This is a genomic window from Fictibacillus iocasae (assembly GCF_042665465.1).
GTDB lineage: Bacteria > Bacillota > Bacilli > Bacillales > Fictibacillaceae > Fictibacillus > Fictibacillus iocasae.
In genome coordinates this window covers 72698-86260 of the sequence record NZ_JBHTCP010000014.1, presented here as the reverse complement: position 1 = coordinate 86260, position 13563 = coordinate 72698, and the positions used below count along the sequence as shown (strand labels likewise).

Here is a 13563-nt window from a genome sequence, read left to right as displayed (position 1 = left end):
ACAGGTGACCCGATTTTGCATCTACAGATTTGTGGGCAGGGAAAGAGCAATGTATAATCGAAATAATGAGAAATAATATTCCATTATACGTACTAACGAAAGCAGGTGTATGATGCCACAGTCAAAATTGTTCAGAGCCGGATATGCTCTGCTGCTCATTTTTCTGCTGATCTGGGTCGGCACGAAAATTGACTTTATCTTCCGTCCTCTCGTCGTTCTAGTGCAAACCTTGTTTGCGCCATTTCTTCTTGCCGGTGTGCTGTATTATCTTTTCCGTCCTGTTGTGAACTTTTTACATAAGCGCAGCGTGCCGAAAATTTTATCGATTTTGCTTATATACGGTGCGGCAGTTGGACTCGTTACCCTTCTTATTTACTCGATCGGTCCTGTCCTTCAGCGCCAGGTAAGCAGCCTAGTTGAGAATATGCCGGGTTTAATTAATTCTGTGAGAAACAACATTGTCGAATTGCAGAACCATGAGTGGGTGGACCGCTTTCAGGAAAGCGAACAGTTCAACCCGAAAGAGCTTTCAGATAAAGTTACTGCCTATTTATCTGACAGTGTGTCTACCATTGGTACCAACATCGCCAACTTTATTTCAATCGTCACGAATATCGTCGTTGTTTTTGTCACAGTTCCGTTCATTCTTTATTACATGCTGAAAGAAGGAGAAAAAGCGCCTCGCCAGGTTCTATCTCTTCTTCCCATCAAGCAGCGGGAAAACGGACAGAAAATTTTAAGTGATATGGACCAAGCACTAAGCGGCTACATTCAAGGCCAAATACTAGTCAGTGTCGTCGTCGGTCTCATGCTTTACGCAGGCTACTTAATCATCGGGATTGAATACTCTCTTCTGCTGGCTCTCGCCGCGATGCTGACGAACGTCATTCCGTTCCTCGGTCCTATTATCGGGGTGGTTCCAGCCATCATCGTTGCCGTTACCGATTCACCTGCCATGGTCGTTAAAGTACTGATCGTGATGGTCATCGCCCAGCAGATTGAAGGCAACCTGATTTCACCTCAAGTGATGGGACGGACGCTCGACATCCACCCTCTCACGATTATCTCTTTATTGTTAGTAGCAGGAAGCCTCGGGGGACTGCTCGGCTTGATACTTGCTGTACCGGTGTTCGCTGTTTTGAAAGTGATTGTCCTTCATACGTACAGACTGTTTAAGCTGCGCAACCTGCAAAACTACGAGTAACATAAAAAACCGGCCTAGGCCGGTTTTTTGTTTACACTATTGGAAAGCATAACTTTTTTGCAAGATGATTACTCGACGCAGCTAAAAGTTAATGAACATAGTATAAGAGCAACTAAGGCTGACTGAAAAACATGGCATCAGCCTAGTTTTCTTTACCTATAGGATATTATAACTTTTTTGCAAGATGATTACTCCACGCAGCTAAAAGTTAATGAACATAGTATAAGAGCAACTAAGGCTGACTGAAAAACATGGCGTCAGCCTAGTTTTCTTTACCTATTATTCTGCTGGCAATGCTTCCTTTTCGTAGATCGGCACCCAGCCTTCTTTTGATTTGAAGATGCGCACAGCCACGACTTTACGGTCTTCCTGCAATGTAAAGTAATGACGGTAGTTTTCAGGAACGGAGATCAAGTCGCCAGGCTCGAGTTCAACATCGAAGAAGCGCCCGTTCGGTCCTTCAATCGCAAAAATACCGTGTCCTGAAACGATGAACCTCACTTCATCATCGCTATGGTGATGCTCAGAAAGGAAGTTCTTCAATAGTTCATCAAGGTTCGGCGTAGCATCAGACAAAGAAATCACGTCTTCTGTCACATAACCCCTGCGTGCGGACAGTTCATCGATCTCCGTTCGGAATGCTGCAATCACTTCTTCTTTATCTTCGTCACTTAATGAAAAGTTTTCTCTTAAGTGAGAAGGAAGCTTTTCAATATCCCACTTCTCATAGATGACTTCCTGGCTTTGAAGATAAGATTCTACTTCACTTTGATTCTCTATTCTTTCTCCGTTATCATGAAATCGTAATTGTGCCATTTTCTTTTCCTCCTAAAAATTTATGATTTTTTTAGCGGTATAGCGCTTAACGCCGTGAAACAGATTGAGAGATTTTAATTTAATATGATAAGTAAACAAAAACTCAAAGGCCTCCAGATGCTTTTTCGCTTCAAACGCATCTCTTCCCCACACCGTGATTCCATGATTGCGAATGAGTACTGCTCTTGTATCCGGGTTGATGGCAGAAGCAGTCGCCTTTGCCAGCTGCTCAAGATCAGCATAATTTTCCACAATCGGAACCGTGATCTCGCCATCCTCTTCCCAAATGCCGAATGCTTTGATCAATTCCTGACCTCTGAATGTGATGCTCCCTTCAGAAGCATACATCTCAGAAATAATATTATTGTCGATCGTGTGGACATGCAGGCAGCAGCCTGCATCAGTCAATTTGTACACTTGGGCATGAATGCCTGTTTCAGCCGAGGGCTTTAGATGCGTTTCTTCTGCTGGAATGCCGTGTCTGTCCACAAGCAAGAAGTCTTCATCCGTCCTTTTCCTTTTGTCTTTTCCGCTAGCTGACACAAGAAAGGTTACCGGCTCATCCGTTATTTTAATAGATAAATTTCCGCTCGTACCTGGGAACCAGTCTCTGGCTGCCAGCTCATCCTTTACATCAGCCAGCTCTGTCCAGCGCAGCTCTCTTGTCATTGCACACCCTCCTTCTTCTTTTCAAGATCGGATATAATATCATGAAACGTTTCAAATGGCGTAAACGGTATGTTCAATTCCGTGCATTTCTCGATTAAAAAGTCCCGAGCGAACACGTCATCGGCATGTTTGGCTGCTTCAAGGTCTGTGATGGAATCTCCAATCACAATTCTCCGATATTTGCTGCTATCCCATTTGCGAAGGATGCTCGGTTTACAGCATCCGCAATCGTTGCTGCACCATTTATCACAGCTGTTCGGCCACGTTATTGAAATCGTTTGTCCTGAGAAATCGCTGCCGTTGCAATAGATCTTATCCTGACTCAAGTGGCTCTCCAAGTATGGGTGAACAAAGAAATCAATTCCTCCGCTCACCACATAAAAGTCCATTCCTTCTTTTTCAGCATAGGCGAGTAAGTCCTCAAAGCCTTCTCGCTGTTTTGATTGAGATAACACGAATGATGTAATCTCTTCTCTCTTTGTAGAAGGGATAGAAGCAAACATCCTGCCTACACCCTCTTGTATGCTCATTCTCTTTCCTAATATGTCATTCACGATCTCTTCCCAGCCAGGTGCGCCGTATTCCTTCATAATGCTGACGATGTTATCCTTTTCTGTGATGGTTCCATCAAAATCGCAGAAAATCACACTCTTTAACGTCACTTTGCTGCCACCCCGCCCCAGAGCTCAAGAGCAATCCGCAGCTCGCGATTTGCTTTAGCTGCTTCTTCTAAAGAAATGCCTGCTACCGCCGCATCTACAGCTTGCCTGAACGCTTTCGCCCCGCCTGCTGCTCCGTCAGGATGTCCATGTACCCCTCCTCCGGCATTGATCACACTGTCTAAGCCGAAATCAGTGAACAATTGCGGAACAAGACCGGGATGGATGCCTGCTGATGGTACAGGGAAGACTTTTTTCTGCGAACCGCTCTGTTCAGTCAGCGCCTTAGCAATGCCAATCGCTTCTTCATGTTTCAGTGCGACAGTGCCGTATGGTGATGGAAACAGGACAAGATCAGCCCCCGCTAAACGAAGCAGTTTTCCAAGTAAAACAGAATACCGTATGCCATAAAGTGAAGATGAACCAGACGCTCCTGCCAATGCAGGGTGAGCCATGATGGGCACAGTAATTTCTTTATCTTCCGCAAGCTCTTGCAGTACATCGGGCCCATAGGATAGCACGTTAAACAACAGGGCATTCGCGCCGAGTTCTACCGCTTTTCTGGCTTTATCCCGCAAGTTCCGAGTTTTTCCCGTGACGTTCACTGCATATAGTGTTTTTTCACCTGTGATGCTTTCCGTTTCTTTTAAAACCTGTCTAGCAGCCTTGATTCTCTCCTCAAATGGTGTGAGCGGATTATCAAATAAAATTTCGTCATCCTTGACAAGATCCACCCCGCCAAGCGCCTGCTCACGAAGCTGCTCTTTAAAGAATGAGATATCTTTTCCGAGCACCCCTTTAAATATGCTCATCACAAGCGGCCTCTCATTTACACCAAGCTGCCTCCTGATGCCTGTTATTCCGTATTTCGGACCAGGAAAATGAGAAGCAAGCGCTGTGTCCAGTTCAAGATCAACAAGCTTGATCTCGCCGTCCAGTGACAGTTTGCCGAATACGGTCGTTAAGATAGCCGGCAGATCTGGCGAAAAATTAGCTGATGGGTAAGAAATTTTTATTAAACCTCTTTTCCTAGACCCTCCCAAGTATTCATTGGCCTTTTCATCTTCTTCGAGAACGGTGACTTGTTCCACTATCCCTTTATGCTTTTGCAGCTGCTCCTTTTCAAGCTGAGGAAGATCCGTCCAAGATCCGACAGTCAGCCCGAGAGCAATGCCTTCTGCTTTCTTTTCAAGATCGCTTTTTTTTTCGTGCACAAGATATGTTGCTGTTACTTTTCCCATCGCCGGGTCACTCCTTTTTATGCAAATCACTTGGCTGCCTGAATCCATTTAGTCAATTTAATAAATAAAAAGCCCCTTCACGAGGAAGGGGCGCGCATGTAAACACGGTTCCGCTTCCTCTTATCTGCCAGCTGATACAGCTGCAAGATTTAGCACCGTTTTCACCGAAATGGTAAATGGTTGCCGGGTTTCATAGGGCTAGTCCCTCCACCTGCTCTTGATAAGAGAAAATACAAAATTGTTTGAATATATTAATTTAATTGTGATTATGACAGGGGTTTTATCGCCTGTCAACTACTTTTCAAAATTTAATTTTGTGATGCGGTCAGCCGCTTCGATTAGCCGTTCTTCAGAAGTTAACAGCCCGGCCCGTACATACCGGTCTCCTTCTTTACCAAATCCCACTCCTGGTGCGACGACAACATGAGCTTCATCGAGCAGCAGGTCAGAGAACGTTTCTGATGTATACCCTTCCGGCACTTTCAGCCAGCAAAAGAAAGACCCTTTAGGTGCACGCACATCCCAGCCGTTTTCTTGCAGACGGCCGATGAAAGCATTGCGTCTGCTTTCATATGTGGCAGCAAGCTCAGACACACAATCCTGCGGCCCCGTCAAAGCGGCTGCAGCTGCTGACTGTACCGCCCCGAACAAGCTCACGTAGTAATGATCTTGCATCAAGTTCAAGCTTTCGATCACCTGCTCATTGCCGACAGCAAAACCAACTCTCCAGCCCGCCATGTTATACGTTTTCGAAAGCGTATAAATTTCGACGCCAACGTCCTTTGCCCCTTTAGACTGGAGGAAACTAGGAGGCTTCTCACCGTCAAAACCAATAGCGCCATAAGCAAAATCATGCACGACCAGAATATCATGCTTTTTCGCGAGCTCGACTGTTTCATCAAAAAATTCAACAGTCGCCGTTCCCGCTGTCGGATTGTTAGGATAGTTCAAGAATAATAGCTTCGCATTTTCTAACACACTTTCTGGGACTGCCGCATAATCCGGAAGAAAGTGATTTTCCTCTATTAGCGGCATAAAATGGGTATCAGCTCCCGCCATCGCAAGACCTGACAAATAGTCTGGATAGCCCGGATCCGGTACGAGCGCAGTATCTCCAGCATCAAGAAAACATTGCGAAATCTCAACAAGACCCGCTTTTCCTCCAAACAAAATCGCCACTTCTTTATCAGCATCCAGTACTACACCATATTCTCGCTCATAAAACTCACAAGCTGCTTTTTTTAAAAAATCATAGCCGCGAAACGGAGAATATTTATGAAATTGCGGGTTACCCGCCGCTTCTTTCATTGCTTTTACGATATGAGGCGGAGTCGGAAGATCAGGATTACCCTGCCCTAAATTGATAATGTCATGCCCTTTCGCTACATGACTGCCCACCTTTTTTACAAGCTTCGCGAAAAACTGCTCAGGCAGTTTCTCCATTACTTTTGCCTGCTCAAACCTTTTCAACACGTTCACTTCCTGTCTGTTCTTTATTAAAGAAAACTCGGCTGACGCAGAGCCTTTTCGTCAGCCTTAGTTGACCTTATACTTTGCTCGTTAACTTTTTGACTGCGATGAATTCCTTCACGGTTAAAAAGTTATACTTTCTTAAGTGCTACACGAACTGACAACTCATTCTTTTCTGATTGTTCTTGAAATTCTAATGAGTAATGTTATACGCTATGTTTAATTCTGTCAAAGAAATTTTCGGAGGGCAAACAATTGAAAATTACGTGCGCGCAATTTGATGTGATCTATGGAAATCCAGAAGAAAACAGAAAGAAAGCCTTACGATGGATCACTCAAGCTGCTGAAGATGGAGCAGAAGTCATCGTGCTGCCGGAGCTGTGGGATACAGCTTATGACCTTGAAAGACTTGGAGAGATTGCAGATACAGAAGGCCGTAACGCGATTTCTTTTTTAAGCGGTCTTGCTAAAAAGCATCACGTCCACATCGTTGGAGGTTCCATCGCTTATGAAAAAGACGGGAAAGTTTCCAACACCATGCTTGTGTTTGACCGTGATGGTACCTTGAACGGACAATACAGCAAAGCACATTTAATCCGGCTCATGAACGAAGAAAAGTTTATTACTGCAGGAAGTGAAACCGCACATTTTGCAATAGATGATGTTCAGTGCGCAGGATTGATCTGCTACGATATAAGGTTTCCGGAGTGGGTTAGAAAAATTGTGCTTGAAGGCGCAAAGATTGTGTTTGTTCCCGCTCAATGGCCAATTCAGCGTGACAAACACTGGCGCACTTTGCTGACGGCGCGTGCCATTGAAAACCAATGCTACATTGTTGCATGCAACCGTATAGGAAAAGACCCTGCTAATACGTTTGCCGGACAATCTCTCATTATCGATCCTTGGGGTGAAATTGTGGCAGAAGCAGGCTCTCATGACGAAACCTTGCTGTCAGCCGACATCGATCCTGCTCTCTCAGATGAGGTAAGATCTCGTATTCCTATTTTTGAAGACCGACGAGAAAATTTGTATTAAACTTTTGTTGACAAATTGTTATTACATGTTTTAGTATAACAATTATGAATTGTCAGTCTAGTGTGACAAGTAATCAAATAGCACGTCTCTTATCAAGAGCAGGTGGAGGGAATTGGCCCGATGAAGCCCAGCAACCGACCGTAATACCATTGTAAAATGGGGCTCCATTCACATGGGGCCGCAAGTAAAGCTTGCGCATGGCACGGTGCTAATTCCAGCAAACAATCCGTTTGCGAGATAAGAGGCACGGAAACAAATATTCCGAGCCTCTTTCTTATGAAAGAGGCTCTTTTATTTTGGTCATGTTTGTAAATTTAACGAGAATCATTAATAATCACAAAAGGTTTTTAGGGGGAATAACAATGACAGTACTCACAGAGAACACATATAAGCCGCTGACTAACGAAGATGCGGCTGCTTTAGTAAGAAAGCTGAAATTAATAGACGGCCATGATCTTGCTGTTTCTGAAATAGGCGATGGCAACTTGAACCTCGTCTTTCGGGTTCAAAGCAGCACTGAATCTATTATTGTGAAGCAAGCTCTGCCTTACGCGAAAGTGGTTGGTGAAAGCTGGCCGCTGACATTGGATAGAGCGAGAATCGAAAGCGAAGCACTCATCCTTGCGGCAAAATATGTTCCAGATCTAGTACCAAAAGTACTCTACAGTGACAGCACTCTCGCTGTCACGATAATGGAAGATTTGTCAGATCACTCTATTTTAAGAAAGAGCTTGATAGAAGGCACTGCTTTCAGCAAACTAGCAGCTCACATTGGACAGTTCACGGCAAGAACAGCTTTTTATACAAGTGATTTTTATTTGCATCCGTTCGAGAAGAAAAAGCTCGTGCAGCACTTCAGCAATCCAGAGCTCTGTAAAATCACGGAAGATCTCGTCTTTACAGATCCTTTCTTCGATCACGACACAAACGAGTTTTCCTCTGCATTAAAACCTGATGTTGAAAAAATTTGGAATGATGAACTGCTGAAAAAAGAAGCGGCAACATTGAAGTATCAGTTCCTTACTCAAGCGGAAGTGCTGCTTCACGGAGACCTTCACACAGGCAGTATTTTCGTCACGGAAAAATCAACAAAAGTCATTGATCCTGAGTTCGCTTTTTACGGTCCGATAGGTTTTGACCTTGGCCAATTTTTTGCCAATATCGCTTTAAATTATTTATCTCAGCATCACCATTCTTCAGAACCGTTCAACCGCAAAGAGACTCAGGAAACGTTATTGACTGTCATTCAAGAGACATGGACTGTTTTTCAAAACGAGTTTACAAGACTTGTTCATGAGGAGAGCAAAGAAGTTTTCGCTCGTACTCCGGGTGTGTTACAAAATGTTCTGGAAAAAACCTTCATTGACAGTGTTGGGTTTGCAGGATGTGAGATCATCCGCCGTACAATCGGACTTGCGCACGTTGCTGACTTAGACAGCATCCCGTGCGAGGATGTACAGCTCTTCCTCAAAAAGAAAGCGCTGCATCTTGGCACATCGTTGATCAAGTCTAGAAAATCCATTTCGTCTATCGAGCAATTCACATCCATCATAAGAGGAGCATAAATCATGAGTTTTACACAAACCGAAATTTCATCAGTCCGGTACAGAGGCGACCATTTGCTTATATTGGACCAGCAGCAGCTTCCCGAACATACGGTTTACTTAAACGTTACAAAAATTGAACACGTTTGGGATGCGATTTCTAAACTTAACGTGCGTGGTGCACCGGCAATTGGAATCGCCGCTGCATTCGGCCTCGTAATTTGGACTAAGCAGTATAAAGGCGAGGATTTGCCTGCGTTTCTTGCTGCTTTGCAGAAACAGCATGACTATCTTGCCACTTCCCGTCCGACTGCTGTCAATCTGTTTTGGGCGATACGCCGTATCACAGAAGCGGCGGCAAAAGCAGAAAGCGTCGCGCAAGCTGTGTCTCTGATTGAATTAGAAGCTCTTTTAATTCAAAAAGAAGATGAAGAAACGTGCCGCAAAATCGGCGAGCATGCCCTCTCTCTTTTAAAGAACGGCGACGCGCTCATGACGATCTGCAATGCAGGAGGCATAGCGACCGCCCGTTATGGAACAGCACTTGCTCCCTTTTATATTGCCAAAGAAAAAGGATGGAATCTTTCGGTATATGCAAACGAGACGCGCCCGGTGCTGCAAGGCTCCAGATTGACAGCCTGGGAGCTTCAAGCAAATGGAATCGATGTGACCCTTATCACCGATAACATGGCTGCTCACACTCTGAAAACAAAAAACATCGCTGCTGTGATCGTCGGCTGCGACCGTGTCGCCGCTAACGGTGATACAGCAAATAAGATTGGAACATTCGGGCTGGCACTTCAGGCAAAAGCGCTTGGCATCCCCTTTTACGTTGCCTCTCCTCTATCAACGGTCGACCTCGAAACAAAGTCAGGCGATGACATCCCGATCGAGGAACGTCCTGCAAAGGAAGTCACACATTTAGCTGGCAAACGAATCGCACCTGAAGGGATTAAAGTATTTAATCCTGCGTTTGACGTTACACCCGCTCAATACATTTCAGCAATCGTCACCGAAAAAGGCATTGTAACAGGAGATTATAAAAATAAGCTGCCTAAGCTATTTCAGGAGGATCAATCATCATGAAACAATGGAAACCCGCAGCATCAGCACTGCTTGCCTTCAGCCTTCTTCTTGCCGGCTGTTCAAGTGAACAAGATGCGGTAAGCAAACCGCCAGCTACACAGAATAAACAAGAAAAACCATCACAGCCGGCAAACGCTGCTGCAGGATCAGAAACGTCAAAAGAAATACCTGATGCTGTTAAAAAACCTCTGAAGATCGCTGCGATCGTTCAGCTATCGATCGGAACGTTCTCCTCTCAATATGCGCAAGGCTTAAAAGAACAAGTAAACGAATTTGGCGGGGATGTCCAGATTTATAATGCGGATAATGATTTATCCAAAATGGCGTCTTATGTGGAAAATGCGGTCAGTCAAAAAGTTGACGGCATCCTGCTTGACCACGGACGTGCCGATGCACTCGCGCCAAGCGTCAAAAAAGCCGTCGAAGCTGGAATTCCGGTCGTCGCTTTTGACAGCGACTTGAACATTCCTGGTGTAACCGTGATCGACCAGGACGATTACAGTCTTGCGTGGAACTCGCTGCGCACCCTCGCACAAGACTTAAACGGAAAAGGTGAAATCGTGTATGTATGGGTCGGCGGATTCACACCGATGGAACGCCGAAACGTCATCTATGAAGCGTTCAAAAAGCGCTATCCGAACATAAAGGAAGTCGCACGCTTCGGAAATGCCAGCCAAAATACAGCTCTTGATACACAATCCCAGATGGAAGCGCTGCTTCAGAAATACCCGAACAAAGGCGACATCGATGCTGTGTTTGCACCGTGGGATGAATTCGCAAAAGGAGCTGCCAGGGCGATTAAACAGGCCGGCAGAGATGAGATCAAAGTATACGGCATCGATTTGAGCGATGAAGATCTTCAGCTTATTCAAGAAAAGAACAGTCCGTGGACAGCTACTGCTGCAACAGACCCTGCTGATGTAGCCAAACTGCAAGTTCGTTTCTTATATCAAAAGGTTGCCGGTGAGGAAACACCGCAAATATACAGTGTTCAGCCTCATCTTGTGCAAAAGAGCGCTCTTCCTGAACAAAAAGTGAGCATGAACGATATCGGCAAGTACGTTGAGGGCTGGGGCAAGTCAGACGCCGCTATTTCCGCTTGGATGGAAACATTGAGCAAGGAACAGAAAAAATGAACGCACTGATATTAAAAGATATCCGCAAGTCGTTCGGCCGCCAGACGGTGTTAAAGGGTGTCAGCTTCTCACTTCATGCAGGTGAAATTCACGCTTTATTAGGTGCAAACGGTGCAGGAAAAAGTACTTTAATGAAAATTCTCTCTGGCGACTATTCAAAAGACAGCGGATATATCACGATCAACGGACAGGAAGTTTCTATCTCATCGCCCCGGGAGGCGATGAAACATGGTATTGAAATGGTTGTACAAGAACCAGATACCGCTCTTATCCCCTCTTTAAGCGTAACCGAGAACGTGACGATGGAGGACCTGTTATCAGGTCCTTCCTTTATAAACTGGAAAAGTACCCGAAAAAAAGCTAGAGAAAACCTTGCACTTGTCGGGCTCAACATAAGTGAGGATAAGCTTTTATCAGATTGCACCATCGCTGAGAAGCAGCTTATCCTGCTTGCACGTGCTTTATCAAAAAATGCCACATTTATCATCCTTGATGAACCGACAGCAGCACTTAGTGAAAAGGAAACGGAGAGGCTGTTTTCGGTTATACAAAACCTGAAAAAGAAAGGGATAGGCTTTGTTTTTATCTCACATCGCCTTCCTGAAATTTTCAGCACAACAGACAGAGTCACCGTATTAAAAGACGGACTCGATGTGTTTTCAGCTGAGACGAAACAGACAACTGCTGATGAAATCGTGCATCACATGATCGGCTCGCTGTTAGAAAAAGAAAAAGAATTCACTTCACACCGTACAAAAAACGTTCTGCTAGATGCCCGATCATTCTATATCCCGAAATCAGGCAAGACTATTTCCTTTACGCTTCAAGAAGGTGAGGTGATCGGCATCGCAGGCCTTGTCGGTGCTGGAAAAACGGAAACGGCAAGAGCGTTATTCGGTGCAGATCTATCGCCTAGTCCGCTGACGATTAGAGGAAAGGACAAAACATGGTCTTCTCCTCAAGATGCGGTATTAAACGGATTGGCATTCATTCCTGAAGAAAGAAGAAAAGAAGGTATTCTCACTTCCTTTTCACTCAGTGACAATCTTGCGCTGCCATCTCTGGCAAAATATACGTCAAAAGGTTTTCTCTCTTCTTCTACTATTGATAACGCGGCTGCAGAGTGGATTCAAAAACTCGGAATTAAAGCGGAAAGCCCAGCTGTGACTGCCGGCCTTTTAAGCGGAGGAAATCAGCAAAAAGCGGCGATCGGAAAGTGGCTGATGCACGGAGGGGATATTTTTATTTTTGATGAACCAACGAAAGGAATCGACATCCGCGCAAAAGAAGATGTTTTTTCTCTCATTCAAACGCTGGCTTCTCAGGGAAAGGGCATTTTGTATTTTACGAGTGAATTGAATGAGCTGTTTGCCGTTGCCGACAAGATCCTCGTCATGTATAACGGTGAAATCACTGCCCAATTTTCAAGAGAAGAAGCGACATACGAGCATATCATGCATGCCGCAACAGGAGGTCAACATGTCACAGCCCATACTTCATGATCAGCAGCAACCCGCACTAAACCGCCAGCACCTGGCAAGTAAACTTTATCCGTTTTTATTCAAATACGGTACGCTTATCGTTATCGTGCTGACGGTTATCGTCTTCAGCATTTTAAACGACCAGTTTCTTTCTTATAAAAACTTCGCCGATATTTTGCGAAGCATTTCTATCATTACACTGCTTGCGATCGGCGTTACCATCTCTCTCATCGTAGGAGGTTTTGATCTGTCTGTCGGTTCAACAGCAAGCCTTGCGACCGTCACAAGTGCTGCAGTTCTCGTCCTTTACAGACAGGAAACACTCATCGCTATCCTTGTTCCGATAGCTGTCGGACTTTGTGTTGGTTTGCTCAATTCATTCTTGGCCGTAAAAGTCAGGCTGCCTGATATGCTTGCTACTCTTGCTGTTATGTATATCGTCAATGGGCTGCATTTAACGTTTACAAAAGGATTTTCCATTTACAACAACATGCCGCTTGCTGATGGCGGAACAGCACCTGGTGTTTTTCTTCCATCCTTTTTGTTCATCGGTCAAGGTGAGGTACTGTCTATTCCCATGCCGGTCATCATCATGATCGCTGCCGTCGTGATCGTTCATATTTTCTTGAATTATACACGCCCTGGCCGCCTTCTTTACGTGACAGGCGGAAACTTCGAGGCAGCCCGCCTCTCTGGCGTGCCTGTCAATCGGTATAAAATGTATGCTTACCTGCTTTCCTCCTTATTCGCTTCGCTTGCAGGCATCGTGCTTGCATCAAGAATCGGAACTGGACAAGTATCAGCAGGCGCTCCGCTTTTAATGGATGGTGTAGCAGCCGCATTTATCGGCTTCTCTGTCTTTGGAGCCAACAAACCAAACGTCATCGGCACCTTCTTCGGCGCCGTGCTCATCGGAGTCCTCTTAAACGGACTCACTATGCTGAACGTCCCTTACTATGCTCAAGACATCGTCAAAGGATCCATCCTAATCGGCGCCCTCGCGTTCATGTACTACGCCAAAAAGAATTAGCGTATTTTGGTTTCTATTTAATTTAAGATGATTACAAAAGCAGGTACGACTAACCGTAATATCTTAATCAACTTTGAATCCTTCATTGATAAGTTGATCGCAGTGAAATGCGCCGACTCCTCGAAAGTGAAACTCACATTTTCTTGCGTTTGATGTCTTGCTGCGCCGCCTTCCTTATCCTGCGAGTGGGAG

The 13563-nt window shown here is 45.1% G+C and carries 12 protein-coding genes and 2 riboswitches; of the genes, 7 read left to right on the top strand and 5 right to left on the bottom strand.

Annotation, left to right across the window (positions count from 1 at the left end; translation table 11 throughout):
* The first annotated feature begins 109 nt into the window (after nucleotides 1–109).
* Nucleotides 110–1204, top strand: coding sequence for an AI-2E family transporter (locus tag ACFQPF_RS08705; RefSeq protein ID WP_379748648.1), 1095 nt, complete (start codon nucleotides 110–112; stop codon nucleotides 1202–1204).
* A gap of 279 nt (nucleotides 1205–1483) precedes the next feature.
* On the opposite strand, the gene ACFQPF_RS08700 is transcribed toward ACFQPF_RS08705, so the two are convergent.
* The 5 genes from ACFQPF_RS08700 to ACFQPF_RS08680 all read right to left on the bottom strand — a co-directional run bounded on the left by ACFQPF_RS08700 (nucleotide 1484) and on the right by ACFQPF_RS08680 (nucleotide 6059).
* Nucleotides 1484–2020: a 1,2-dihydroxy-3-keto-5-methylthiopentene dioxygenase gene (locus ACFQPF_RS08700; protein ID WP_379748646.1), complete on the bottom strand. Its 537-nt coding sequence runs from the start codon at nucleotides 2018–2020 to the stop codon at nucleotides 1484–1486.
* Nucleotides 2021–2032: 12 nt separating this feature from the next.
* Entirely contained in the window at nucleotides 2033–2689 is a 657-nt protein-coding gene (locus ACFQPF_RS08695; protein ID WP_379748644.1) for a methylthioribulose 1-phosphate dehydratase, read from the bottom strand.
* Nucleotides 2686–3351: a 2-hydroxy-3-keto-5-methylthiopentenyl-1-phosphate phosphatase gene (locus tag ACFQPF_RS08690; protein WP_379748642.1), complete on the bottom strand. Its 666-nt coding sequence runs from the start codon at nucleotides 3349–3351 to the stop codon at nucleotides 2686–2688. The genes ACFQPF_RS08695 and ACFQPF_RS08690 overlap by 4 nt, the downstream gene beginning before the upstream one ends.
* Nucleotides 3348–4589: a 2,3-diketo-5-methylthiopentyl-1-phosphate enolase gene (locus tag ACFQPF_RS08685; protein WP_379748640.1), complete on the bottom strand. Its 1242-nt coding sequence runs from the start codon at nucleotides 4587–4589 to the stop codon at nucleotides 3348–3350. The genes ACFQPF_RS08690 and ACFQPF_RS08685 overlap by 4 nt, the downstream gene beginning before the upstream one ends.
* A 117-nt stretch (nucleotides 4590–4706) precedes the next feature.
* A riboswitch (SAM riboswitch) is annotated at nucleotides 4707–4816 on the bottom strand.
* A 67-nt stretch (nucleotides 4817–4883) separates the two neighbouring features.
* The gene (locus tag ACFQPF_RS08680; RefSeq protein WP_379748638.1) at nucleotides 4884–6059 is read right to left on the bottom strand and encodes a pyridoxal phosphate-dependent aminotransferase; all 1176 of its coding nucleotides are present in this window, start codon (nucleotides 6057–6059) and stop codon (nucleotides 4884–4886) included.
* Nucleotides 6060–6314: 255 nt separating this feature from the next.
* Between ACFQPF_RS08680 and ACFQPF_RS08675 the strand changes: the two genes are divergently transcribed.
* The 6 genes from ACFQPF_RS08675 (at nucleotide 6315) to ACFQPF_RS08650 (ending at nucleotide 13371) form a co-directional block, all read left to right on the top strand.
* The gene (locus ACFQPF_RS08675) at nucleotides 6315–7094 is read left to right on the top strand and encodes a carbon-nitrogen family hydrolase (RefSeq protein WP_379748636.1); all 780 of its coding nucleotides are present in this window, start codon (nucleotides 6315–6317) and stop codon (nucleotides 7092–7094) included.
* An 86-nt stretch (nucleotides 7095–7180) separates the two neighbouring features.
* A riboswitch (SAM riboswitch) is annotated at nucleotides 7181–7338 on the top strand.
* 118 nt (nucleotides 7339–7456) lie between these two features.
* The gene (gene mtnK, locus ACFQPF_RS08670) at nucleotides 7457–8659 is read left to right on the top strand and encodes an S-methyl-5-thioribose kinase (RefSeq protein WP_379748634.1); all 1203 of its coding nucleotides are present in this window, start codon (nucleotides 7457–7459) and stop codon (nucleotides 8657–8659) included.
* Between the two features lie 3 nt (nucleotides 8660–8662).
* Nucleotides 8663–9724, top strand: a complete 1062-nt coding sequence (gene mtnA / locus ACFQPF_RS08665) for an S-methyl-5-thioribose-1-phosphate isomerase (RefSeq protein WP_379748632.1) — start codon at nucleotides 8663–8665, stop codon at nucleotides 9722–9724.
* A complete protein-coding gene (locus ACFQPF_RS08660) occupies nucleotides 9721–10860 on the top strand; it encodes a sugar ABC transporter substrate-binding protein (protein WP_379748630.1) in 1140 nt (379 codons plus the stop codon). Before mtnA ends, ACFQPF_RS08660 begins: the two co-directional genes overlap by 4 nt.
* Entirely contained in the window at nucleotides 10857–12362 is a 1506-nt protein-coding gene (locus ACFQPF_RS08655) for a sugar ABC transporter ATP-binding protein (protein ID WP_379748628.1), read from the top strand. The genes ACFQPF_RS08660 and ACFQPF_RS08655 overlap by 4 nt, the downstream gene beginning before the upstream one ends.
* Nucleotides 12340–13371, top strand: coding sequence for an ABC transporter permease (locus ACFQPF_RS08650; RefSeq protein WP_379748626.1), 1032 nt, complete (start codon nucleotides 12340–12342; stop codon nucleotides 13369–13371). Before ACFQPF_RS08655 ends, ACFQPF_RS08650 begins: the two co-directional genes overlap by 23 nt.
* Nucleotides 13372–13563: the final 192 nt, after the last annotated feature.

Bases quoted from the DNA above. Each gene is read 5' to 3' on its own strand.
- mtnA (WP_379748632.1), top strand. From the start codon at position 8,663: ATGAGTTTTACACAAACCGAAATTTCATCAGTCCGGTACAGAGGCGAC.
- ACFQPF_RS08695 (WP_379748644.1), bottom strand. From the start codon at position 2,689: ATGACAAGAGAGCTGCGCTGGACAGAGCTGGCTGATGTAAAGGATGAG.
- ACFQPF_RS08705 (WP_379748648.1), top strand. From the start codon at position 110: ATGATGCCACAGTCAAAATTGTTCAGAGCCGGATATGCTCTGCTGCTC.
- ACFQPF_RS08700 (WP_379748646.1), bottom strand. From the start codon at position 2,020: ATGGCACAATTACGATTTCATGATAACGGAGAAAGAATAGAGAATCAA.
- ACFQPF_RS08655 (WP_379748628.1), top strand. From the start codon at position 10,857: ATGAACGCACTGATATTAAAAGATATCCGCAAGTCGTTCGGCCGCCAG.
- ACFQPF_RS08660 (WP_379748630.1), top strand. From the start codon at position 9,721: ATGAAACAATGGAAACCCGCAGCATCAGCACTGCTTGCCTTCAGCCTT.
- mtnK (WP_379748634.1), top strand. From the start codon at position 7,457: ATGACAGTACTCACAGAGAACACATATAAGCCGCTGACTAACGAAGAT.
- ACFQPF_RS08650 (WP_379748626.1), top strand. From the start codon at position 12,340: ATGTCACAGCCCATACTTCATGATCAGCAGCAACCCGCACTAAACCGC.
- ACFQPF_RS08685 (WP_379748640.1), bottom strand. From the start codon at position 4,589: ATGGGAAAAGTAACAGCAACATATCTTGTGCACGAAAAAAAAAGCGAT.